14 protein-coding genes are annotated in these 24,079 nt (G+C 41.7%); 9 read left to right on the top strand and 5 right to left on the bottom strand.

Annotated elements, in window-relative coordinates; genetic code table 11:
• Nucleotides 1-927, top strand: a 927-nt coding sequence (locus tag ACTIE0_RS13655; RefSeq protein ID WP_439516919.1) for a pentapeptide repeat-containing protein, incomplete at its 5' end; no start/stop codon positions are given.
• 81 nt (nucleotides 928-1,008) lie between these two features.
• On the opposite strand, the gene ACTIE0_RS13650 is transcribed toward ACTIE0_RS13655, so the two are convergent.
• Both ACTIE0_RS13650 and ACTIE0_RS13645 read right to left on the bottom strand, forming a co-directional pair.
• Entirely contained in the window at nucleotides 1,009-3,396 is a 2,388-nt protein-coding gene (locus tag ACTIE0_RS13650; RefSeq protein WP_006669774.1) for a S8 family serine peptidase, read from the bottom strand.
• 84 nt (nucleotides 3,397-3,480) lie between these two features.
• Entirely contained in the window at nucleotides 3,481-6,675 is a 3,195-nt protein-coding gene (locus ACTIE0_RS13645; RefSeq protein ID WP_006669775.1) for an ATP-binding protein, read from the bottom strand.
• A gap of 358 nt (nucleotides 6,676-7,033) precedes the next feature.
• Here ACTIE0_RS13645 and ACTIE0_RS13640 point away from each other — a divergent pair, with 358 nt between their 5' ends.
• Nucleotides 7,034-8,299, top strand: a complete 1,266-nt coding sequence (locus tag ACTIE0_RS13640) for a glycosyltransferase (protein WP_006669776.1) — start codon at nucleotides 7,034-7,036, stop codon at nucleotides 8,297-8,299.
• 79 nt (nucleotides 8,300-8,378) lie between these two features.
• Nucleotides 8,379-8,594 (top strand): NblD family protein, encoded by a 216-nt coding sequence (gene nblD / locus ACTIE0_RS13635; RefSeq protein WP_006620255.1) that lies wholly within the window; start codon nucleotides 8,379-8,381, stop codon nucleotides 8,592-8,594.
• A gap of 10 nt (nucleotides 8,595-8,604) precedes the next feature.
• Here the strand turns inward: nblD and ACTIE0_RS13630 are convergent, their stop codons facing one another.
• The gene (locus ACTIE0_RS13630; protein WP_006620254.1) at nucleotides 8,605-10,251 is read right to left on the bottom strand and encodes a serine/threonine-protein kinase; all 1,647 of its coding nucleotides are present in this window, start codon (nucleotides 10,249-10,251) and stop codon (nucleotides 8,605-8,607) included.
• Between the two features lie 60 nt (nucleotides 10,252-10,311).
• Here ACTIE0_RS13630 and ACTIE0_RS13625 point away from each other — a divergent pair, with 60 nt between their 5' ends.
• The 5 genes from ACTIE0_RS13625 to ACTIE0_RS13605 all read left to right on the top strand — a co-directional run bounded on the left by ACTIE0_RS13625 (nucleotide 10,312) and on the right by ACTIE0_RS13605 (nucleotide 20,295).
• Nucleotides 10,312-10,452, top strand: a complete 141-nt coding sequence (locus ACTIE0_RS13625; RefSeq protein ID WP_155839167.1) for a hypothetical protein — start codon at nucleotides 10,312-10,314, stop codon at nucleotides 10,450-10,452.
• Nucleotides 10,453-10,531: 79 nt separating this feature from the next.
• A complete protein-coding gene (pheT, locus tag ACTIE0_RS13620) occupies nucleotides 10,532-12,985 on the top strand; it encodes a phenylalanine--tRNA ligase subunit beta (protein ID WP_006669777.1) in 2,454 nt (817 codons plus the stop codon).
• Nucleotides 12,986-13,158: 173 nt separating this feature from the next.
• Nucleotides 13,159-13,428 (top strand): YciI family protein, encoded by a 270-nt coding sequence (locus tag ACTIE0_RS13615; protein WP_006620252.1) that lies wholly within the window; start codon nucleotides 13,159-13,161, stop codon nucleotides 13,426-13,428.
• A gap of 110 nt (nucleotides 13,429-13,538) precedes the next feature.
• Nucleotides 13,539-16,613, top strand: a complete 3,075-nt coding sequence (locus ACTIE0_RS13610) for a hypothetical protein (RefSeq protein ID WP_006669778.1) — start codon at nucleotides 13,539-13,541, stop codon at nucleotides 16,611-16,613.
• A 34-nt stretch (nucleotides 16,614-16,647) separates the two neighbouring features.
• Nucleotides 16,648-20,295 carry a helicase-related protein gene (locus tag ACTIE0_RS13605; RefSeq protein ID WP_006669779.1) on the top strand — a complete coding sequence of 1,216 codons (3,648 nt, stop codon included), beginning with the start codon at nucleotides 16,648-16,650 and terminating at the stop codon, nucleotides 20,293-20,295.
• 115 nt (nucleotides 20,296-20,410) lie between these two features.
• Here the strand turns inward: ACTIE0_RS13605 and ACTIE0_RS13600 are convergent, their stop codons facing one another.
• On the bottom strand, nucleotides 20,411-21,745 hold the full coding sequence (locus tag ACTIE0_RS13600; RefSeq protein WP_006625912.1) for a GNAT family N-acetyltransferase: 1,335 nt from the start codon (nucleotides 21,743-21,745) through the stop codon (nucleotides 20,411-20,413).
• 109 nt (nucleotides 21,746-21,854) lie between these two features.
• Here ACTIE0_RS13600 and ACTIE0_RS13595 point away from each other — a divergent pair, with 109 nt between their 5' ends.
• Nucleotides 21,855-23,624: an ArnT family glycosyltransferase gene (locus ACTIE0_RS13595; protein WP_006669781.1), complete on the top strand. Its 1,770-nt coding sequence runs from the start codon at nucleotides 21,855-21,857 to the stop codon at nucleotides 23,622-23,624.
• Here ACTIE0_RS13595 and ACTIE0_RS13590 read toward each other — a convergent pair.
• On the bottom strand, nucleotides 23,581-23,976 hold the full coding sequence (locus ACTIE0_RS13590; protein ID WP_006669782.1) for a hypothetical protein: 396 nt from the start codon (nucleotides 23,974-23,976) through the stop codon (nucleotides 23,581-23,583). The genes ACTIE0_RS13595 and ACTIE0_RS13590 overlap by 44 nt on opposite strands.
• Nucleotides 23,977-24,079: the final 103 nt, after the last annotated feature.

Below are 24,079 nucleotides of genomic sequence, written 5' to 3'. Positions count from 1 at the left end.
TCCGCCAGAGGTGTCCGTTTCCTGTCTACCTCCCAAGACCCCCAGCAAGGTGAAACTCTGGAAGTCACCCACGAAGCCTTAATTCACAATTGGGATAAGCTACAAGGTTGGTTAAGTGAACGTCGGGAACAATTGCATCAAAAGCAGAAATTTGAGCGATATGCAGAGGAGTGGCGTTCTCAAAATAAATCCCCAGATTATTTGTTACAAGGTCGCATTCTTAGGAAGGCTCAGGAGTTTAATAAAACGGCGGCTCAGGAAGTGGCATTATCTGAGTTAGCCACGGAATTTATTAAGGCGAGTCAGACTGAAAAATGGCGCAAAAGATTTAAAAGTCTGGGAGTTTTAGCTCTGGTTCCTACTGTGATGATTGCTGTTTATCTGATATTTGATGAACAAATTAAAAATATGCTTGAAAATATGCGTGTAGATATTCATACAGAAATACTGTTAGCTCAGAGAAATTGTGAGCCTACTCCCCAATTAAAAGATTTATTAGAACATCAACGGGAAAACGGTAGAACTAATTGGGAGAGAATTCATCTCTGTGGTAAGGCTCTCAATGGGATTAATTTTGAAGGAGCCCAACTTTCAAGAGCTAACTTTCGAGATGCTAGGCTAAATGGTGCTAATTTGCGTGGAGCCAAATTATTTGGAGCTGATTTTGAGGAAGCATGGCTGATATCTGCAGATTTATCTGATGCTATTCTTTTGGGTTCAAACTTGACAGGTGCTGACTTAGATGGAGCTATTTTAAGGGGAACAAGATTACAACAAGTAAATTTAACAAATGTAGATTTAACAAATACTAAGAATCTTACTAAAGAGCAGATTGAGTCAGCAATTCTTTGTCAGACAAAACTACCCAATCATATTGTGGAATCATCCCCAGATCTGGAAAATAGGGACTGCGAGGATGCTGAGTAGCATCCCCCAATACTATCATGAAATTAGGCTGTGTTAACAATTCATTGTCAGGGAGTTTTTCCATCATTAACCCTGGTAGCTTTACCTGGTAGCATTAATGCAACGTTCCCTATCTTGTCCGCAAGGTATTTTATCTGAGCTTTTATCTACAAAATAAAATTGGCCATCGTATTTATAGCATACTCCATTCGGCCCTTCCCAAATTTGTTCCTGAAAATCGGAACTTTCTATCTCGATATATTGAGATGATTGTGTGGTGTGAAACTCTCCTAATGCTTCGGCTGCTAAGGCGGCTACTTTCTCGTCTGCTTCTTCTATAGCCTTAATTAAAATGCGTGTGGCTAACTTTTGATATTTCTGAATCCTGAGCAGGCTTTTGGCGGCGGAAACGTGCTTTTTCTGAATGGGTTGGGGTTCAACACTGGCTAGGTTGTTGATATATGATGATTTGATTTGCTCAATAATCTCTTGATTTCTCAAGTTAAAACCAGCTTGTGCTAGGGTGGTTTTGGCGGATTTTAGGATATCATTGACAAGGGATTCCTTAACTGTTTCTGGGTCGTCCCAACTTTTCTCTAGTTGCTGTAAACAAGCTACCAGAGCCAGTATGCCTTCGGTCCGGGGAGAGCGATCGCTAAAATGTCGCAGGGAGATATTTAGTTCAACGGCTTCGATTTCTTCGGCTTCGATTTTGCCCTTTAAAATATTGTCGAAATCATTTAAAATTTCATCGAATTTATTGTTGAGTTTGGGATAATTGTTAGACATGGTGACTTGACTCCTAGTTGCTGAAATTGTCGGTAAAGTTGATTGAGGTGTTTCCGGTTCTATGCTGTGACTGTGCCAAGTATTTGATAAGCCATGATCCGAGGCTGCATCAGGTACATAACTGGCTGCTGATGGACTGTCACAATCACAATTGATAGGGGCTGATAAAGCCGGATTAAAAGTATCATCAGCCTGGGAATAATCGATGATTTGAGAGTGGGATGTTTCCTGATTATTTACCTGTCTGAGGGTAGCAATGGCGTTCCCAGCATCAACTAAGCCGTAACCCGTGGCTAGGTCGCGACCCGGACCGGCTGTTGGTCGGCTGAAATAGTAATTAGAAGAACCCTTGACTACATCGATCGCACTTTTCTCTAAAATTATCTTAGCACGCACCGGAGATAAACCCGGATCCAACTGTTTTAATAGCGCACAAACCCCCGCCACTTGGGGCGCAGCGGCTGATGTACCACTAAAAGCCGCCCAGCCATCATTGGGTTCTGTACCATCCTCAAACTCAGCACATTTGATATCATTGGAAGACCCAGGCGGCACAGGTAGCATAATATAGGCGGCGTGGGGGCGCTGTCCTACCAACCCGCAGACATCGGGAACCTGTCGCCCTGGATAAACCGGACTGTGGAAAGCACTGGAATAGTTACTCGCTTCTAACTCTCCCTTTGTGGGTCCGTCAAGATGCTGATAAACTCCCCCAGCAGCGATCGCATTGGGATGTTGAGCCGGAAAAGACCAATGACCATTTCCCGCCGAAAAAATCACAATTATTCCCCGCCGCACCGCATCGGCTACTACGGCGGCTAAGACCTTATTATAAGGTGAAAGTTCCGAACTTCTCTGATTTGAACCCCAGCTACAGGAGATAATATCAGGTCGTTGGGCGATCGCTGTCCTGAAAGCGGCAATAGAATTAACATTCCGGAATTTACCACGGATCGCCACATCAGCTTTAACCATGATAAAATCAACTCCCGGAGCCACTGCAAATAAATTAGCAGATTCTCCAGTTCCGTGACCGTTTGCATCAATATGTTTATCCGTAGAACCGGGGGCGAGAATCACCTGACCCTGATAGTTATGGTGAGTAAAAAAGGGGTGATTATACCACCCAGAATCCACCATTACTACTTTCACACCCCGACCGTCAATTCCCCCATCATGAGCCTGTTTTGCATTTAGACCCTTGGCTAAACAATCGGGTACAGATAAATATTGCGAGACTGCTGGCGGCGGAACAGCAGAGGGAACACCTGACCCAAAATAATAAACAGGTTCGTTAATGGCTACCCCTACCAGTTCTGTATTCCAACTGCTCTGAGAAATATCAATTTCCCCAGGGGGTTTATCATCAACCGCATCAATAAATTGAGCCGTGCTAGGCTGACTCAACTCTTTAATTACCTGATATTCAACATGGCGGAGAGTCGTCTGGAAAGACTGCTCATAAAGCTCAGGAGAGCCGCAAATACTAATAGAACCGCGACCTTTGCATAGGACATTAAATCCGGTATCCCTGAGCCTTTCTTCTGTGTATTCAATCAGCCGTGGATCAGCGTCAAACAGGGTGACATTTTCACTGGTAACTAACGTTTGTGTTGACAGCAGAGACTCTCCCGATCGCGATCGCACTACAGCTTCAGCATAGACCAAATCTGGGAGTTCCTGCCTAACTTGCCCATCCATATTTTTTTTTGCGGGCTAAAATTACTACCGAACACTCCCATTATCCCACATTTAATCAGCCATCAGGAATCATTTTACAAAACTTTACATTAACTCTCGAATCTGATCCAATAGTTCAGTCATGGAAATCCGACCCGATAGAAATTTGAGGGTGAGATGTTGAGTTAAACCCTGTAAGTCTGTGGGGATATGTTGAATGGGGGAACTGTTAGGTTTGGTATCAGGATAAGTTTTAAATAAACCAGAATTGTCTAAAACCAGAATCGGCGGAATTGTTAAATCATCATGCTGAGAATTACCCAGGTTAACTAAAGCATCTAAAGCGTTTCGGAGAATGGGGGAAGTTTGATGGCGCACACAAATCAGCAATAAATCGACACTCTGATACTGTAATTGTTGCATAATTTCTTCCCAGGTTCTCCCCATAGTTCCCCGAAATCCTGCTGTTTGTAGATACTGAATCAATGCTTGCTCAATTTTGCTGGTTTGGTCAGCCGGGGGATAAAAATTCGCCGTTTGATTACTTCCATCATCATCTAGGTTTACTAAGTCTGGTAATGTCAACAAATCCACCACCAAAATATGAGATTTCCAACTCATCCCCGCCGCCACTTGAATCACCTGTAAAAGACCTGGGTCAGCTTGTCGCCTCCTAGACCCCATATAAGTCTGGCTAATTTGAGGTAATAGACAGGGGAAAACGGATAATCCTTGAATTTGATTGGCTGCTTGAGTTGTGGGTGTGTCTAGGGTGACTATGGGAAGATTAGCTAGATGTTTTTCATCTTTCAATTCCAGCAAAAATGCCATGGGGTCATCAAGGTGATTAATAGACTCTAAAACCATAACATTAGGATGCCAAATTCTCGCCAGTAGTTCCGCCTGACCCAAATCATCAGCTTCCAAAATCCGACAAGGGGAAGTTTGAGAAGTGTCGTTAATGGGTGATGGCAAGTTTTTGTCGGTTAAACTACCTGCTAAACCTTGGTTTAATTCGTCGTGGTCAACTGGATTTAACCACAGGACTGTTAATCTCTTAATTGGTGCGATCGAGGGGGTTTTTTCCAGTTGATTAATCACTAACTTTAAATCTGACTTCTCCACAGGTAAACTCAGAAAACCATCACAGGTTACTTTCATAGCCCGCTTTTTTTCCCCTAAAGTAGCTGTAATAAATACGGGAATTTGACAGGTATCTACATCGGCTTTCAGCAAGGTTAGCACATCCCAACCTGATAAAAGTGGCAGTAAAGGATTGAGAAAAATCATCCGAGGTTGCAACCTTCTGGCTTTTTCTAAAGCCTCGGTTCCCGTCCTGGCGACGATGGCTCGATAACCCAATTTGGAGAGTTTATCACTCAAATCATCAATATATTTGGGGACGGCTTCGACAATCAAAATTAACCGAGATTGTCCCTGGGTAGTGGGACGAGATAAATTGGTTTTAGGGTATGGAGAGGATGGATAAACGTCGGCTTTTTCCCAGTCTAATTTATCTGATTTCCAGCCGTTTACGGGAGGGACGGGAGGCAAAAGTAAGGTAAACTCAGTGCCTTTTCCTTGGTGGGAAATAAAGCTAATATCTCCACCATGAAGCCGGGCTAATCTTTGACAGAGAACTAATCCTAAACCTGTGCCTTCAAATTGACGATTTAGGGGACTTTCTAGCTGTTGGAACTTTTCAAAAATCAGATGTTGTTTTTGCTCGGGAATGCCAATACCTGTATCCCAAACTGTAAACACGATCCAATCCTCCCAACGGTTAACCCGTAAACCCATATAACCACCATCAGGAGTAAATTTAAAGGCATTAGAAATTAGGTTGATTAGCATCTGGCGTAGACGCAATTCGTCGGCTTCAATAGTTTCTAGTCCGGGTTCGATTTCGATGCTAAATTTTTGGCTACCTAAGCTAGATTGACTATCCTTAATATCACCCTGCTGGTGCAGGTGCAGGACGGCTTCTAAAGCGCGATCGCATACGGTTTGAATGTTCACACCTTCGGGAGTTAGTTCTAACTGTCCGGTCTCAATGCGGGTTAAATCTAAGATATCATTAACCACCATCATCAGATGTCGTCCGCTTTGGTGGATCAGTTTGGCGTATTTAGCTTGGCGATCGCTTAATTCCCCCAAGGCTTTATCTTTCAGCAAACTAGACAACCCCAAAACCGCCGTCAAGGGAGTTTTCAGTTCATGGCTAATACAGGCTAAAAACTCATCTTTGAGTCGATTTAGTTGGATTAAATCGGCATTTTTAGCGGTCAACTCTTGAGCGACTCGATATTGTTCTGTGATATCCTGAGCAATAATTAACCACCATTTATCAAAGCATTCTGTTAAACTTGGCTGTACCAAAGTCTGGCGGGTAAATTGCCACACTCGCTGCTGTTTGGATTGTGGACAAATACAGATATATGTTTCCGAATTAGACCCGATATCGCACCAGTTAGGGATATCGGAGATACACTCGTCTAACTGGCTGGTGTTGGGGTTAACCGCTGTGGTGGAGGAGATGGACGACCCTGGCATTGGGGAAGCCATGGTAGAATCGTCAGAGTTGCCACTGAGACGGACATGGGTTTTAGTGGAGTTGGGAACCCATTGGTTGACTGTTTCAGCGGCTTGCTGCAAGACTTCTGGTTCATTTCCGACCTGTTGCACCCAAGCCGTATTCTGCCCCAGGATTTCCCCGTTTTGGGTTTGAATCATCATGGGTAGTGGCAATTGGTCTAGGAGTTGCAACAGGGAACCGAGAAACGAATCAAACCCCCCTTTCTGGACGGGTGACTGATATTCCGCCAATTGGACTGGCTGACTAACTAGATATGGCAGTAGTTTGGCTAAGTCAATCAGCCCCAAAAATTCCTGTTTTTGATTAATGATAGCCAGAGGGGACAGACCCTCTGTTTGATGATTATTACCGGATTGACAATAATAGGGATGCCATCCTAAATCATAACCAATTTGCTGCAAATAAGCCCAAAATTCTGGCCAATCTAAATAAGCGGGAATTAGAAGCAAGGGTTTAATGAGGCGATCGCTTAGATCGGCTAGGATGGCTTTTGTTAATGGCCGCTTTTTATTTTTTGTCGAAAATAAATAGGTAGTTAAATTACGCAGATACACTACCCCAATGGGATATTGCTGTTGGTTAACAACCACAACGCAATCATGATCACCTTCTGAGAATACTGACCACAACTGATCAACGGTGATATCCTGACCACAAACTGGCACCCTCTTGATTATTGTCGGAAGAGAGATTTGAGAAAACATGAAAAAACTTGAACCCCAAACTGGTTTGGTCGCAGATACCTATGAGAGTCAATTTTCAGAGGAACTGCTCCCACTGATTTATTTTAGCCAGGAATAATGACTAACTTCAAATTTAAGTATTTTCTTAATCTTTCCTAACTGACATCCTCAATCATTGAGTAATCATAAGTCTATAGAGAAATTATTAAATTTTATGACTAAGGGCGCGAGATTTGGTTACCATTCCTCACAGGGGACTCAGGCTGTTAGTAACCATGGAGGGGTTGATCCCTGCTGGGTGGTTATGACACTGCAATTGCCTCCCAAGTGTTACTGGGCTGGTATACTGACCTAAGTTCAATTAGCTATAAGTTAAACCATGGGACAAGGAGATTATAGTCGTCAACAACCATATTTCCATGATCCCAAGGTAGATAAAGCCATTGAGGATATCTATGCTGATTTGGATAGCTGGACTTATGAGATTGACAAAAGCCAACCATCAAGATTTAATACTGTCAGCTTTTATGTAGTGTTACCCCCAGTTTTTTATGAGGGGAGATTTATCAAAGGATTTTATTATAGTGAGTCGGTGGATTTGCTGAATCATGTCTTGCCGAATTTATCCCGTTATTTCTTCTCGTTGGCTTACTCGATGTGGTGTTCCTATCCTTGGTCACAAACGGCTGATGCCTATTCCTGTTTGTATAATAACCGCGATCGCGCCCGGTGGTTTTTCCGAAATAATCCCGTTGATAAAGTGTTGATGACTTGCTACAATTCGGACTTTATTAATGAGTATATTATCGCCCCGAAACCCATAGAGACAAAAGATATTGATTTGCTTTGTGTTTCTCGGATTGCTCCCGAAAAGAATTTGCCGATGATTGCTAAAGGTTTAAAAGTGTATCGGCAAAAATATCAACACCACATTAAACTATCTTTAATTGCGGGCGATCGCCACTTAGACTTTAATAACTTTGATAATAATGATGAGATTACCCGGAAAATTTTGGCAGAAATCACGTCAATACTAGGGAATCCCTGGGATTATATTAATTTTATCAAGTATGCCAACAATTATCAAGAAATGCCAGCATATTATTCACGGTCAAGGGCTTATATTTTGGGGTCATTATTAGAGGGTAAAAATCGCAGCCTGAGTGAGGCGATGAGTTGCAATATTCCGGTGATTTGTTTTGAGGAGTTTAATCAATACGCGAGGGGAAGCGATCGCCTTTTTCCCGAAGCGGCGGGTTTATGCGCCCAATTTGACCCCGAATCCCTAGCAGATACCATTCATCAAGTCTTAGCAAATCCGGGATTATTTAAACCCCGATTAAGCTATTTAAAACATCGAGGGAGAAAGAACTTTTTTAATACCTGTCTGACCGCCTTTCCCTATTATCAACAATCCATTCCCGACTACCACCATAACTCACCTTTTCATAGTCTGTGGCTAGATTTAGCCATTCAGGACAACTATCAAATGAGTCTATATGATTTCCTCTATGGACGATCTGAATATTCCCATCTCAGAGGTCTGGTGAATATTTATAAACATCTCAATCAGTGGTTAGGCTGGCTACAGAGTCAAATAAATCGGAAATACCCCGGCATTTTGACCAATAAGCAACCGGGTTGATTTGGTAAAAGGGGCTTGCCAAATTGCTCCGATTGTGATATAATGTGCTGGCTTGACCCAAAAGATATGGTTAGATAAGATGACTAACGAACCATCCCAGGTCTGCCCAATTTGTGGCGTAAAAATTGTGAAAGCACCCGGAGGCGATCGTGTTTTATTCTCAGTAGGAGCGCCCGGAACCAGAGCCAGATTATGGGCGCGGGTGTGTCAGTTTGTGAAAAAACCAGGCTGCATAAATTCCGACCCCGCATTAATTGGTGAAACCAAACCCACAGACCCCTATCGACCGCAATAAATAGCCACTTTTACCAAAAGCAAAATTTGCGTTTTCCATTAGGCAAAATAGTCCGCCAGTTAGTGCGTGCTAAAGCCAACTGTTCATCCCCCACCATACAACCTCTAAGATTAGCACCGCATAAATTAGCACCTCGCAAATTAGCGCGAGTCAAATATGCACCCTGCAAATTAGCACCTCTCAAATCCGCCTTTTCCAGATTAGCGGTACTCAGATAGGCATTTTCCAGATTAGCATTTTTGAGTTTAGCCTGAGTCAATCGTGCGCGGCCAAAATTAGCATCTCTCAAGTCAGCATTTTGAAAATTAATATTACTAAGTCGCGCCTGATAGAAATTAGCACCTCTCCATTTTCCCCCGGACAAATTTAAGCCACTCAATTCACAATCGCCAAAATCTCGGTGTCCCTGACTAAAAGCACTACGGAAATTATTTTCATTCCAATTATGGGAAGTAGAAGTTACGGTTTTCTGAGATAAGCCATCACTATGAATCGCAGTTACGGGAGCTCCCCGAGTAGCACTTAATCCCCCCCGGACAGGTCGTTTAGGGGTAGAGATTTCAGTCATTTCCTGTCGTTTTTTGCGTTCTCGGCGTTCCCGAATCAATTTCACTTCCCTTTGGGGAGCAGTCATCATTATGGAGGTTTTATCATCGTTATAAATAGTTTGTTCTTCGGGTGGTTCTGGTTTGGGTTCAGGTGTGAATTCTGTAACTATAGGCTGAACGGACATATTAGCAGATAAATCATCTTCTGCATCATCCTGATGATCAAGAGCATATAAAACATCTTTGGCGGACTGGTAACGCTGATAAACGGACACCGCCAACATTCTTTCTAAGACCAAACCAAAAGCATCACTGACATGGGTATGTTCTCGCCAGTGAACTTCCCCGGTGGTGGGGTTATGTTCCAAAGCGCTGGGAGATTTCCCGGTCAGTAAATAAATACAAGTCATTCCCACCGCATAAATATCACTAGCATAAACAGGTCGTAAAGACATCTGTTCCATGGGAGCAAATCCCGAAGTTCCAATGGCAAAATTAGTAAAAGCGGTTTCTCCAGTTCCCATCATGGTGGCTTGATTTACTTTATCCTTAACCGCGCCAAAATCAATGAGAACTAAACGATTATCCTGACGGCGACGAATGATATTAGCGGGTTTAATATCCCGGTGAATGACCTCTTGAGAATGGATATAATCGAGTAGTGGTAAAATATCCCGCAGAAACTCCTGAGTTTGTGCTTCGGTATAAGGTCCATTGGCTCTAACTTCTTGTTTGAGGGTCAAACCATCAACAAATTCTTGGACTAAATAAAACTGTTTTTTCCCGACAAAGTAATCTAAAAGACGGGGAATTTGGGGATGATCACCAATTTTCCCCAGAGTTTTCGCCTCCCGCTGAAAAAGCTGTTGTGCCATTTCCAGGACTTTTTTAGAAGTGGCAGAAGGTCGCAATTGCTTAACTACACAAGCAGGATAGCCGGGAAGGGATAAATCCCGCGCTAGAAATGTGGCCCCAAAACCCCCCTTACCAATGGGTTTAACGACTAGGTAGCGATTTCGTAGCCGTAGCCGGGAACCACAAGCCTGACACTTGACAGCCTCGTTAGGGTTTTCGGGATTAGGACAACTGGGATTGGTACAGTAACTCATGGCGGTTGGAGATAACTCAATTTAAGATTAACGTCAGACCGCGAATTCGTGTAAGTAGCTATGTATATAGCAAGGCACAGGGAACTCTATGTATACCCATTATTGCCTAACTTTCTACGGGAACCTGTAACCACGGGAATCAAACACTATTATCAACGATCGCAACCCCAAAATCCAGTAATTGCTACCATCATCGGCTAACAGGTCTCCAGAAAAAAGTTTCGCCACTAGGCTAGTTGACTCCTTAGAATGGAGAATCGGACAAAAAAATTGAAGTGATATGCGGATCTCATTAAACTGGTTACGAGAACTGGTAGACATCAGTATCAGTCCCGAACAATTAGCGGAAACCCTGACGGTAGCGGGATTTGAAGTAGAAGATATCGAAGATCGCCGCACTTGGGCCGATGGTGTGGTATTAGGGAAAATCGCGGAAATTGCACCCCACCCTAATGCGGATAAACTGCGAGTCTGTCAGGTAGACATAGGACAAAGCGATCGCCTAAATATCGTTTGTGGGGCCCCTAATGCAGCAGCAGATATGATTGTGGCTGTAGCGACCATTGGGACTTATCTCCCCGCCATTGACCTGAAGCTAAAAAAAACTAAGCTGCGGGGTGTCCCCTCTATGGGAATGATTTGTTCCCTATCAGAATTGGGTTTAGAAAAAGAATCACCAGGTATCCATAACTTTGATTTAGACAACCCTGTGCTGGGAAGTGATGTCCGACCCCTAATCGGACTCGATGACGTGATCCTGGATGTCACAGCTACCGCTAATCGCGCGGACGGGTTGAGTATGGTAGGAATTGCTAGAGAAGTGGCGGCTTTGACTGGCGGGAGTTTGAAAATTCCTGACGCGGCGGGGGTATTAATTGGCGACCAAGACCCAGCAGGTGGGTTGGAAATTGACATTATGGAATCCCAAGCCTGTCCTACCTATATCGGAGGTGCGATCGCCAATGTAAAAATTGCCCCCTCTCCTGATTGGCTAAAACGACGGCTACAGGCGGCGGGAATTCGTCCCATTAACAATGTCGTCGATGTCACCAACTACATTTTACTAGAATGGGGGCAGCCTCTCCACGCTTTCGATCGCGATCGGCTCACTAACCTGACTGGATCTCAAAACCTGACTATCGGGGTGCGTTTTGCTAAGGCTTCTGAGTCTCTCAAAACTCTTGATGGTCAAACCCGCCAGCTACAAGACCAAAATCTGGTGATTACCGCTAATGATCAACCGGTTGCTTTAGCGGGGGTTATGGGAGGCGAGGATACGGAAGTTCACGAGGGGACGACTAATTTAATCCTAGAGGCGGCGGTGTTTTCTCCGGTGGCTATTAGGCGATCGGCGCGTGTTCAGGGTATCCGCACGGAATCGTCTACCCGTTATGAACGCGGCATAAATCAAGCTGAACTGGCTCTGGCTTGCCGTCGTGCTATATTATTAATCTCGGAACTAGCTGGGGGAACTGCTACGGTTCAGAAATCCGCCAGCGGTGCTACCCAAATGCGGATGACTCAGGAAGTTTCCCTGAGTCTCGATCGCCTTAATGCTATTTTAGGACCCCTCAAGCGGGGAGAAGATACGGAGGTGGAGTCCTATTTACAACCCCCAGAGGTTGAAAGTATTTTAACTGCTTTGGGATGTGGTACTAGCCGCCAAGAGGGGGAATCGGTAGTCTGGACGGTGACAGTTCCCCCCTATCGTCAACGGGACTTAGAAAGGGAAATTGACCTGATTGAAGAGGTGGCGCGATTATATGGATATGACCGCTTTTCTGATACTCTTCCGACTCAGAGTGTCCCCGGTTATTTACCACCAGAAGAAGCGGCTAAAAGAGACTTGCGATCGGCTTTTCGCGCTGCTGGTTTGACTGAGTTGATGCACTATTCCCTAGTTAAACAACAAGGGGATAATCAGGTGGTAATTGCTAATCCTCTGTTCGTGGAGTATTCGGCTTTACGAACTGAGATGTTATCTGGGTTAATTGATGCTTTTGTGTTTAACCTGGAAAATGGTAACGGTCCGTTAAATGGGTTGGAAATTGGCCGGATTTTTCGGCGTGATGGAGAAGTTTACCAGGAAGAAGATGCGATCGCTGGGGTGATTGGTGGCGACCCGTCTCAGGGTCGTTGGGTCAACAGTGGCAAGGATAATCCCATGAGTTGGTTTGAGGCTAAAGGTGTGTTAGAATCCGTGTGGGAGCGGTTGTCTTTGTCTGTGGAATATCGCCAAGAATCTGATGTAAAAATGCTTCATCCTGGACGGACGGCTACGTTATGGTTAAATGGCGATCGGCTGGGAATTTTTGGTCAACTACACCCCCAAATTCAACGGGAAAAAGAACTTCCTGAAGCTGTCTATTTATTCGAGTTTCGTCTCCCGGTACTCACGGCTGCTATTACGGCTAAGGATTACTTAAAGCGACCTTTTCAGTCCTATTCTACTTTCCCCGCTAGTGACCGCGACCTGGCCTTTTTTGTGGCGGATTCGGTGTCGGTGGCTGACTTGCAAAAAACCATGATTAAAAATGGTGGTAAAATCCTGGAATCGGTGGATTTATTCGACGAATACCGTGGCAAAAATGTTCCCGAAAATCAGCGAAGTTTGGCTTTTCGTTTGGTTTATCGGGTTGGCGATCGCACCCTTACTGATGAGGACATAGAACCCTTACAGCAAAAAATTAGGGATGCTTTGGTTAAGGAGTTTCAGGTCAGTTTGAGAAGTTAGTTAGTCTCCCTTTATCCCCCCTCCTTCCCTTCTTGGGGGGAGGTTGACTCCTCTTGTCGATAACCACCCACTTCTGAGAATTTCCTCAAAATCACATAGACACCTATTACCATGGCTCTGGTATAATGTGATAATATCTATGGTGGTGATTAGTTGACGACATTGAGAAGGTTATGGCAAAATATATCATGTTGGGTAGCTACTGTGAAGACGTTTTGGCGAAACGGGAACCCTACCGACCAGAACATTTACAGGGTTTAAAGGAACAAAAAGAATCGGGGGTTTTAATTACTATTGGACCCACCAAAGATCTAACTCAGGTTTTGGGGATTTATGAGGCTGAATCAGAGGCGATCGTTCGCGGCTTGGTGGAAGCTGACCCCTACTGGAAAAATGGGATCTGGACTGAGTACAACGTGAAAGAGTGGATTCAAGCATTCTAGTCTATTATCACACATCAATATAGGTGAAGGCAAGCCTCAGTCATCACCTATTTAATCACCCCGATAATTACTAAGGCGATCGCTGCTATTATTTATCATCAGGAGTCAACATGAACATTTTAGGAATAGCTGACAGCAACTTAGAACCCGTAGACTACAGCGATATATTAAATAAAATTATCCAGCAAATTACCCAACAACAACCATTCAAAATTTCCCAAAATAAAAATCATCTGATTATCGACCTAGAGACTATTACTGAGCAACTAATTAAACAAAATATTGCTAACCCCATTAGTTCCAAGGGTATCATCAAATCAGCCACAGTTAATTTTAATAGTAATACTCAAAATATATTTAACCAACAAATCAGACAAATTCGGGATTTATTAAAAGACAAGTTACAGGAATTAGCCAGAGATAATAATCACCCAGATATCAACTCTTTAACTCATAGCTTTATCCGAACTTTACAGCAAATCAACAATCAGAAATTCGATTTATATTATAATTTTCCTGCTATCCAAAACGTCAAAACTTCAGAGTTAGAAACACGGGTTAATGAGAATGTGGGTAGTCATTCTATCCTCAAGTTTCATAAACTGACAATTTCCGTAAGAAACATCAATCAATTTACCCAAGATTTAAAACAGGGACTCCGTAACTATATTGAGGAAAAACTGGACCAAGAATCCAGCGAGGATGTAGAAGATACTCTGGAAATCCTAGATAATTTAACTAATGATAAATCTTCTGATTTTTATAAATTACAGAAAGTAGTCGATAGCGAATCCCTAGGGAAACTCAAAAAACACGCTAAAATCTGCTATTTAGAATATTTAGCCGCCAATTTAGCCACTAATAATAATCCCGATTTAGTTTATTTACAGGATTTAATTCGGCGACTAAAAGATATGGTGGCTTATATTTATGACCATGACAAACAGGATGGAGATTATCGAGTTAGTTATGGTGGAGAAACCATTAATTATCGGGATTGGTTTTCCCGGTCAGAGGTGTTTGACTCTCTCCCCATTATTCCGATAATTAGCGAGAGTTTAGGGGAAACCACCAGTCCAGACGGAAGCGAGAGAACCTTTACTTTTGGCTTAAAACTTAAATTTAACAACCCGGTTCAAGCTAGGGGAGGTAAACCAGCATTTGACTATCATCTTGATACGATTAATCCTGATAAAGCCGAAGCAAAAAAACCAGAATTTTATCAGGAATCTCTGTATTATCAAAAGGTCTTGAAATTAGCTTTTGTCTACTATTTTGCATTTGCGACTCACAGTAATCCTGACCAAGAAGATTATGATCCACAATCGGAACTAACTTATAATGTTCGCGAGAGTTTTGAGACCTATTTTTTGCCAATTTTTCAGGGTACAGATGAAGATAAAAAGTCTAATTTTTTGCAGCGTGTCATTAAAGGATTTTACAAATATAAAGTATTAAAAAAAATTAATATACTCAAATCGCTACTTCATCATTGTCTTAAACAATCCACTATTTTAGAACCCCAAAATTTTCCGATTAAAATTGGCATATATAAGGGTATATTAGAATCAGATATTGATAAAATTAGCAATGGTTTGTTTTTTAATCATCTAGTAGAAAGCAATACCAAAGAGTGTCTTCAGTACATTACTATTGGCGATTCTAGTCCCGACACGGGAATATTTTGTCAACTTCCGGGTAATCTGAAAATCGAAGATATCCGCTATTATCAGACATCAGAAAATCAGCAATTTACCATCAATTATCATGGGATTGATAAAATTCAAAAATGTCTTCCGGTTTTCTTCCTTCCTAAAAGTAACCCAAATAGCCAACAAACAGAACAAATTTTTAGCAATATTCCAGGAATTATTTTTCACTACAATAAAGAATCCTTAAATAAGGAGCATGATAATTCTTCGGTACAGAGTTTTATTTATCGGTTTACCATGTCTCTGCTGATTTATATCATTTTGCTGATAATTCTGGAAGGTTGGGGACTGGTATTTTTACCAATTTTTCGACTTCATGAAGGTAGCGAAAATAAACCTTTTGAATCAGAGAAGTTTATGGCTAATTTATCGAAAGTAATTAGTCATTTATTGAATAATAAATATCGCGCCAATTCTCAAGGGTTGCGGATTAAAAATCTGACCCAAAGTTTTACCAAGGGAAATGCTTTGGGTTCGTTATATTCGGTATTACCGCGCAAGTTTATCCTAGATCAATCTGCTAATCGTCCCAGTTTCTCCCTGGATAAATTGGCTTTAATTGTGGTTTCTAGTGTTGAAAGTGATGGTTTATTCAAAGGCGATCGCCAAGACCGGATTTCTACTGTATTCGGTGAAGCGATCGGAATTAGGAAGCAGTCAGAGAATCAAATTGTCGTACAGTTATTAAAAACCTTTTCGGAAAATTATCTCTCTCGCAATTTATATACAGAACCCTCAATTTTAATTGATGTGGTAGATTATCTTTACGAGGAATTAGGATATCGTCACTTTTTGTATATAGCTAAAGCGCCATTTACTGATAATTTAAACCTAACCAAACAAGTGGATAATGAAGATGAGTTTTATTTCATGTCACCCACTTTAATTAAATCTCTCCAATCAGGATTACCAGATATTAAAATATATCCGGTTTTCTTTAATAAGTATTATGTCAAAAAAATGAAAACCTTAGACCAGGTTTCCTATAGTCTCAAGGATACTGCTAAATTATTAAACTTGGTAGAAGACCCTAGTAAAAACGTGGTGGTATTTTTTAATCTCTTTAATGGTTTATCTGTGACAACCACAAACAAGGACGATCGCTTTTATAATGGGGTGATGTCCTACGCAACTTTATTAAATATCTATCAAGGAGTCCTGGACGATCAGCATATTCGGGAGGGATTGATTCATGATAACTCTCTGAAACAAGACATTCTGCAATATTTGACTTTTTTCCACTTTTACAGATTAGAAAAAAAATTAGTTAGAAACAAGATCCAGATTAAACTAGATCCCTACGATCGCGTTATTGGTGATGATTCTTTACGCAAAAAATCTGTTTTTAATCATATTAATGGAAAAGCCAATTTTAATAGTTTGGCTTTTTTGAGTGAGGTTAACTCGATTTTGTATCCCCAGAATCGACGGAGACCCCAATCGGATTCCACCAATAACCCGGTTGATCAATAAGTTGAATAATCACGATAATGATTGAGGTTGACAGATGAAAGTCGCAGAAAATTTCGGAAGATTATTTGAGGTAGGTTTCAATATTGGGATTTTATCAGCGATATCGGAAGCTAAAATTGACAATAATTTCGCTGATTTGTATAGTCGGGATTTGCAAAAATTGCGATTCTCAGAAATGCTACGGAAAATTATCAAAGATGCCAACATAACCGACGAGGAAGCCATTAGGAATAACCTGCAAAAATGGGGATTATTTTTGATTCAGAAAGGTTGGTTATCGGGGTTAAACTTTTTTCGAGAATATCTGAAATCCTTGGGAAAAAATTACCATAAGTATCATATTATTTATAATCAGTGTAGCTTTTCTGATGATAACAGTATCAACCTATTTCCCAAAGATAAACGGCTACAGATTGAGGAGTGGTCGTCGCAGTTAAAAGATGAATTTTCACCTAGACAACCGAATATCAATTGGGAAAAATACAGCCAGAAAGGTGAGTTTTTGAAAGCTGACACTTTGATGTTACTGAGAAACCGAAATGACCTGAGAATATTAGTGGTAGATTTATCCATATTTTCGGTGAAAGCGATTGAAGATTTAATGGATTTAACCGATAAAAACCTAGACAACCAACGTCGGTTACTCAAACGAGAGATTAATTATCTGAAATCGAAAAGTGTTTTCGTAAAATTGCGGCTGGATACGGGAGATCCGCAAAATCTTGATGTGGAATTTTCGGAGGATATCAAACGATACTTTACCGCATTTAAGCGACAAGATAAGGAATGTGTTAAATTAATTCAAGCTGCTAGTTATGCTTATAGCTTTTATGGTTTTTTAAAACAATTCGGAATAGTCAAACCCGAAAACTCTACGATGATTAATGTAGTCGGATATAGCGATCGCAGTCTTAGCAACCTATCCCTAAATCCCCAAAGTCAACACCATTGGGATTTACTCGCTACCTGTGCGAATATTTATCAAAATGAACCCAAAGATGCAGAAATTACCGCAGCGAGAAAACAGGTAATGGATCTAATTCGCCGCAATGTCGCCAAAAGTTTTAAAAATGGTAAATCCTTCCTGAAAAATCTATCTAATATTAGTCGCGATCGCATTAATATCATCCCCCCCCACACAGAAATTATTGATAATTTTAGTTGTACCCTAGACCTGAGACAACCCCACGCGGAAGCCGTCAAAAAATACCTAAACTCAGTCCATACTTATATCTTTCTGACCGGAAATCCCGGAATTGGAAAAACTACGGCGATCGTGGATTTTTTGAAATCTCATATTGATGAGGGTTTTCTCTTCTTTTATGTCAGTCCTCGCAAACAAGTTAACCTAGATATTATCGAAAAATTCAAAAACTCAGAAACTGATCATCTTAGCGACGATCGCCTATTTTGTGTTACCACTAACTTTATCCTTCTCCAAAATAACGCACCCTCTTCAACGGTTAATTATCTCGCCACCAAACATCAAGATGAGTTTATCCTTCACTCAGTTAAATTTATCCCGATTAACCAAAGAGAAAAACCGCATTCATATCCCGGTTATAAATCAGTTGAACGCATCGCCGATAATCGCCTAAAACCATCTCCACATAAGGTTAATGGGGTATTATCAACCCTGTGTGAAGCCATATCTAATTTAATTAATGATGATTTCTCTAATCATATTGTGGCTACAGCTTGTATACAATCTTTACGCATTACTAATACTGGTAAGAATACTTTAGAAAACTTCGAGAAAATTTTTGAGACAGCATACAGCAAAAGAACTAATAAAGTTGATATTAAAAAAATGCAGTCTCTCTCCCAACGCATCAAAAATATATTTATTATGATTGATGAAATTACCGGAGATAATAGCGGGGTTGAATTTCTCGACGGGATTCGCAAAATTATTAATAAATACCAATTAACTAATCGTGAATATGGATTCAATACTAAGGTAATTGTCGCAGATGCTTCCATTGTTGACCCGGAAGTGATTACACAACACCTATCAGAAACGTCTCCCGAACCTGATAAAATTTTCTTCCGTCGGGTATCTCAACCAGATATTGATTCTATCTCGTCTAAGGAATTTGAATTTAACAAAAAGTCGGCGATCGCTATTAACGCTAACTCCTATCCCGCGAAAGATCTGACTATCACCTATAAACCCTTTATTGAATCTGTCCAATTTAATCAAGACCAACTATCGGAAACCAAAGCCAAACTTCCCAAAACTGTATTATCTAAGATTTTTACCGATATTAATCAACTCATTCAGGAACCAAATACGGGTCAGATTTTAGTTTATATCCAAGACAAAACCAGACTACAACTGCTAATTGAAGATATCCAAGAACAGCAAACCTTTGTCAAAAATCAAGACTACTTAGAAGTTCACGCTAACCTCAGCGATACGGAAAGACAAGAAATCCATCAATATCAAAACCAGGTCAAAGTGGTATTTATGACTTCCTCCGCTAGTCGGGGTTTATCCTTCCCGAAATCTACTCATATTTTAGTGGAAGTTCCTCGGTTTCAAGTCGAAACTAACTTAATGGAAATTATCCAAGTTATTTATCGCTGTCGCGGACAGTTTTGGGAAGAAGGAAAATTGCAGACTTTTGATGATCACCAGAAATTCTTGACTTTTTACTTATGCGATCGCGCTATTTACTACGGAGATGATAGCGACCCTAATCTCTCCATTCAAGAAAGTCTGATCAGTATGTTAAACTTGCTAGTTATTCTCAAAACTGCGATCATGACCAGAATACAAGGATATGGTCAAGTGGGAAGGGGTAACTTTTTGATGATTCCCATTGGAGGAAAATCTGTTTCTGCTTCTGGTCAAAGTTTCACGGGTCAGTTATCTACCTTAATTAAGCAATTAGACAAAGAATACAAAAGAAATCCTAAAAACACTACCTTAAACACTGTCTCTACACATATCCAAGAATTGCTGAATCGGTGTGAGTTTTTGCTCAATGGTAGTGATGAATCTAAATATAGCCGCGATAATTCCAGCATCTCCTATTTAACACTTATCCGAGAATTTAATGCTGAGTTTGCTAAATATTGTGACCCCTTGACAGGTTTGCTAGAACTGAAAAAACCAGAACTTGGTCATATATGTGGTAGCTTAATCTTGGTTAATATTAACTCTGGTTTAAAAGAGTCTTACCAAATGAGATTAAGGGAAATTGCGGAATATGCGAATACGGAACTTTTAAAAAAAATGATTGCGATTCGTGAGAGTTCCCAATATCCTCCTAGTCTCACCGCTAGTATTAAAGGTGCGATCGATTTAATTGATCAACTCCAAGAACACCACTATCGGACTCAAATACTTGAACAACACAACTCCTGGGATTGTCAATATTACGCGATTCCTTTATTTACCTTTATTGTCGGAGAACAAATCCGCCATTATTTTCAGTCCCAAATACATGAAACGGACAATAACAGTTTCCGTCATATCCTCAGTCAATATATTAATCTACTCTACCCATGTGAACAAGTCCTACCTATTGGCGATCGCTATCAAGAATTCCCTTTTGTCATCTTTAGAAGTTATAGTCTTGAACAAATGCGATCTAAGGTTTTTAGCGATCGCTATCTGCTTACCTCCACAGAATTAAATATCCTCAATCTCATTCTCTCTCAAAATCACCATTGATCAGAAATTCTCTGAATTGGGGGTTGACAACTGAAAATTTCTTGGTTATAATTGGACTGGAAGGCGGAGTATGTCTATACACTTGACTATAAAATCAATGCCGATAAAGTTCCCCTTAAAAATAGTCAGAGAAAAACGGTTCATTACGAGGGATAATCATTTCCAGCAAATCCACCACTTGAGGGTCAGCGCGCAACCTTTCCACCTTATAGAAATAGCTAGGACGGCGATAATTCATCAACAAAGAAACCAGAGTTTGAATACTCATTCTCGCCTCATGACAGCTTTTTTTACGGGTAATGTTAGTGGTCCCATCATCCAGCCATTCCACCGTAAACACACCATTATTATCATTCAACAAATCATCGCGCACAATGAAAGAGAGAGAAGTCGCATTAACCGGAGGCTGAAAAGGATAGAACTTGAGCAAATTTTCGACATCAATAATGCGCGCCATATAGTAAGGTGAAATTTCCTCAGTAATCTCGGAATCATCCAGTAGAAAAGCCAAGGGGTCATTAGTATACCGCCAACCTATGACCTTTTCCACCATAGATTGATGTGCGCTAATATAGTTCCATAGACCCCGGCGACCATCTTCATCCAGATAAATCATATCCTTAATTTGAAAGATATCATTAGCAATGTAATAAAGCACATAACCCGCCGGTTGATCATTCTGATCATAATATACAGCAGCACGCAAATCATCTTGATCCCAGCGCCAATATTCCTGCCATTCTAGGGACCCACGAATCAATGCGCCATGCTGTTGTTCAGCAAATTTTTGATAAACAGCTTTGATAATATCTCCCTCGGCGTGGTCACGCCGCACATAACCAGAAACGTCAGTAATGCGCGGCAATTTATGGTCAGGAATAGTATATTTAATCTGGTCATTAATAATTTCCCAACCCTTTTTTCGATAATAGGGGATAGAATAGGGGTACAAATAAGAAATAGTTTGACCCCTAGCTTTCATCTCAAGTAATCCTTGCATAATCAGAGACTTAGCCAGACCATGTTGTGCATACTCAGGATAAGTTCCCACGCCAGTCAAACCACCCATATTATAAATCACCCCATGAATATTAACCTTCATAGGATATATAGCAATTTGGGATATTAACTTATCATGATCAAACCATCCCAAAACATGAGCAGCCTCAAGTATAGGTCGTTTTTCGCGCTCAATTTCCTCTTCATTCCAACCAATCTTATGCAAATCATGATTAGTAACTTGAAACACATAGCGCAATAATTCATTAAAGGCTTTGAGATCATCAATAGTTAATGTTCTCATCTGAAAGCCATGGTTTTTTTTCGGACTACCCATATCGAGACTCTTCCCAGTCATCAAAGTTTCCCAATAATTCCTGAATCCTATATTAATATAGCGATCGCCCCCCGCCGCCTCCCCAAGTAAGATAGAATCGCGACAGAGTGCCAAAATCTGAGTTATTGTGTTAAAATCAGCACCAACTCAGCTAGTTAAGGAAGATTTCCAACTAGAAAGAACTCTACAAATACCGTCAAACTGAGCGATCGCATGGGGGACTATGTTTCATCGAATTTCCGCACACCGAACACCAAAAAGCCCAATATTCACTACCTACCAAAAAGCCGATCGCCTATGGGGATGGGGATTATGGCTCACCGCCTTACTATTATTTACCATAGATTTAGGGGGAGTGGCCATCAGAGACTGGGACGAAGGAATTGTCGCCCAAGTAGCGCGGGAGTTAATCACAGGGAATGCTAACTGGTTACACCCGACCCTAAACGGAGACCCTTACTTAAACAAACCCCCCTTAATCCATTGGTTCATCGCCCTATTTTATCAAATAGGGGGCGTAAACGAATGGACAGCCCGTCTACCAGGAGCCTTATTAACAGCCACATCCGTACCCCTATTATACACTCTAGGGCGGGAAATTTTCCACCGTCGCACCCAGGCCATTTTTTCGGCCCTAGTTTATTTAACCCTAATTCCAGTAGTCCGTCACGGTCGTTTAGCCATGTTAGATGGGGCGGTATTATTTTTCCTAGTCCTAATGATGGTCTGCGTATTGCGCGCGCGGCGAGATTTGCGCTACGCCTTGGGGTCTGGGTTAGCATTTGGGTTATTGTGTCTCACCAAAGGAGTGCTATTAGGGGTATTATTAGGAGCGATCGCCTTCGGATTTTTGTTGTGGGATACCCCGCGACTGTTGACCTCAAAATTCCTGTGGTGGGGCTTAGGGCTAGGCTTAGTACCCGTAGCGTTTTGGTATGCTTCCCAATGGCAATATTATGGCTTTGACTTCATAATCGCCAACCTAGTAGATCAGTCCCTAGTTAGAATTTGGGAGTCGGTGGAAAACCACAAAGGACCCCCCTGGTATTATTTACTGGAAATCATTAAATTGAGCGCCCCCTGGCTATTATTCTGGTTAGGAGGATTAAGATTAGCTTGGCGCGATCGCAATTTAAGTTGGGCGCGGTTAACATTAGTGTGGACAGGAGTTTATTTAATCGCGGTATCTGCGATGAATACCAAACTCCCTTGGTATATTATGCCCATTTATCCAGCCTTCGCCCTAGCGGTAGGAAGTTATCTAGCCCTAGTTTGGGAAGAAGGAGATCATGAAATTGGTAGATGGCAAAAAACAAAGCCTTCCCCCAGCGTCCCCCCAGACCAGTTGCTAACCCCAGATTATCTCTGTCCCCGTCCCGATCGCCTCTGGCCCCTATTTAGTATCTTAGCCTTTGTAGCTTGGCTAGGAGGGCTATATTTTGGCGGAATGTTAACCCTAACTGATACCACTACTTTAGACATTAACCTTCAGTTAACCTGTGCTTCCGTAGCATTAACCATGGCTGTTAGTACCCTATTGTTAGTCGAATGCGATCGCCAATTTTTAGTCATTCTGTGCTGGGGGATGTATTTATCCCTGCTGCTATTTGTTTCCTCACATCACTGGGTTTGGGAGTTGGGCGAGTCCTACCCCGTCAAACCCGTTGCTAGTCTCATCCAACAACATACAGCCCCGGAGGCACAGATTTACACATCCTACCCCTACTCGCGACCTTCCCTAGATTTTTATAGCGGACGGCAAATACGTCCCGTAGATAGCCAAGCCCTACAGCATTACTGGCACAACTCACCCTCAGCCTATTTTCTGGTTGATCAGCAAACCCTCCATAACCTCCAACTCCCAGATAGCAGAGTTTTGGGAACTATAGAAGGGTGGACTCTAATTATGCCTTCTGAAATCCCCAAACCCATCAAAGGATTAAAGCCATTTAGGGAAAAGGGTAATCGCCTGCATCTTGCTCAAATTCGGTAATATTGGGGTCAAGTATCTGATGGCGATAATTTAGGCGATCGCTTACCACCACTGCCAAACTTAACAGTAGCAGACTACTAACGATCGCCACTAAAGAAAACGGTTTAGTTGAACAAACATCACGACCAATTCTAGCCAACGGATGACTCTGCCGCCTTAGCATTCTACTGATCGCCCAATGTTGCCAAGAAAAAGGATCTCGCACATAATGACCACTGTTGCTAATTACCAGATGAGTATGGCAGTTAGGACAGGTAAACAGTCCGCCAAACACCCCTACTGAAGGCAAAACGCTAGTGTGGTGGCAAATGGGACAATTAACTGAGTGAGAGTTAAAAGTATCAGCATTCATAGATGACTGTGTGTGAGTGAACGAACTTATCACGTAAAACTCCTGGGAGGGTTGGAAGCTCCGTGATTGATCACGGAGAGGAAAACCGACTCAAGCGGCTGAC

This window comes from Limnospira sp. (assembly GCF_051859755.1).
In the GTDB taxonomy this organism is placed as follows: domain Bacteria; phylum Cyanobacteriota; class Cyanobacteriia; order Cyanobacteriales; family Microcoleaceae; genus Limnospira; species Limnospira fusiformis.
Note: the sequence above shows the minus strand (reverse complement) of the source record. Positions and strands in the feature narration are given on the sequence as shown.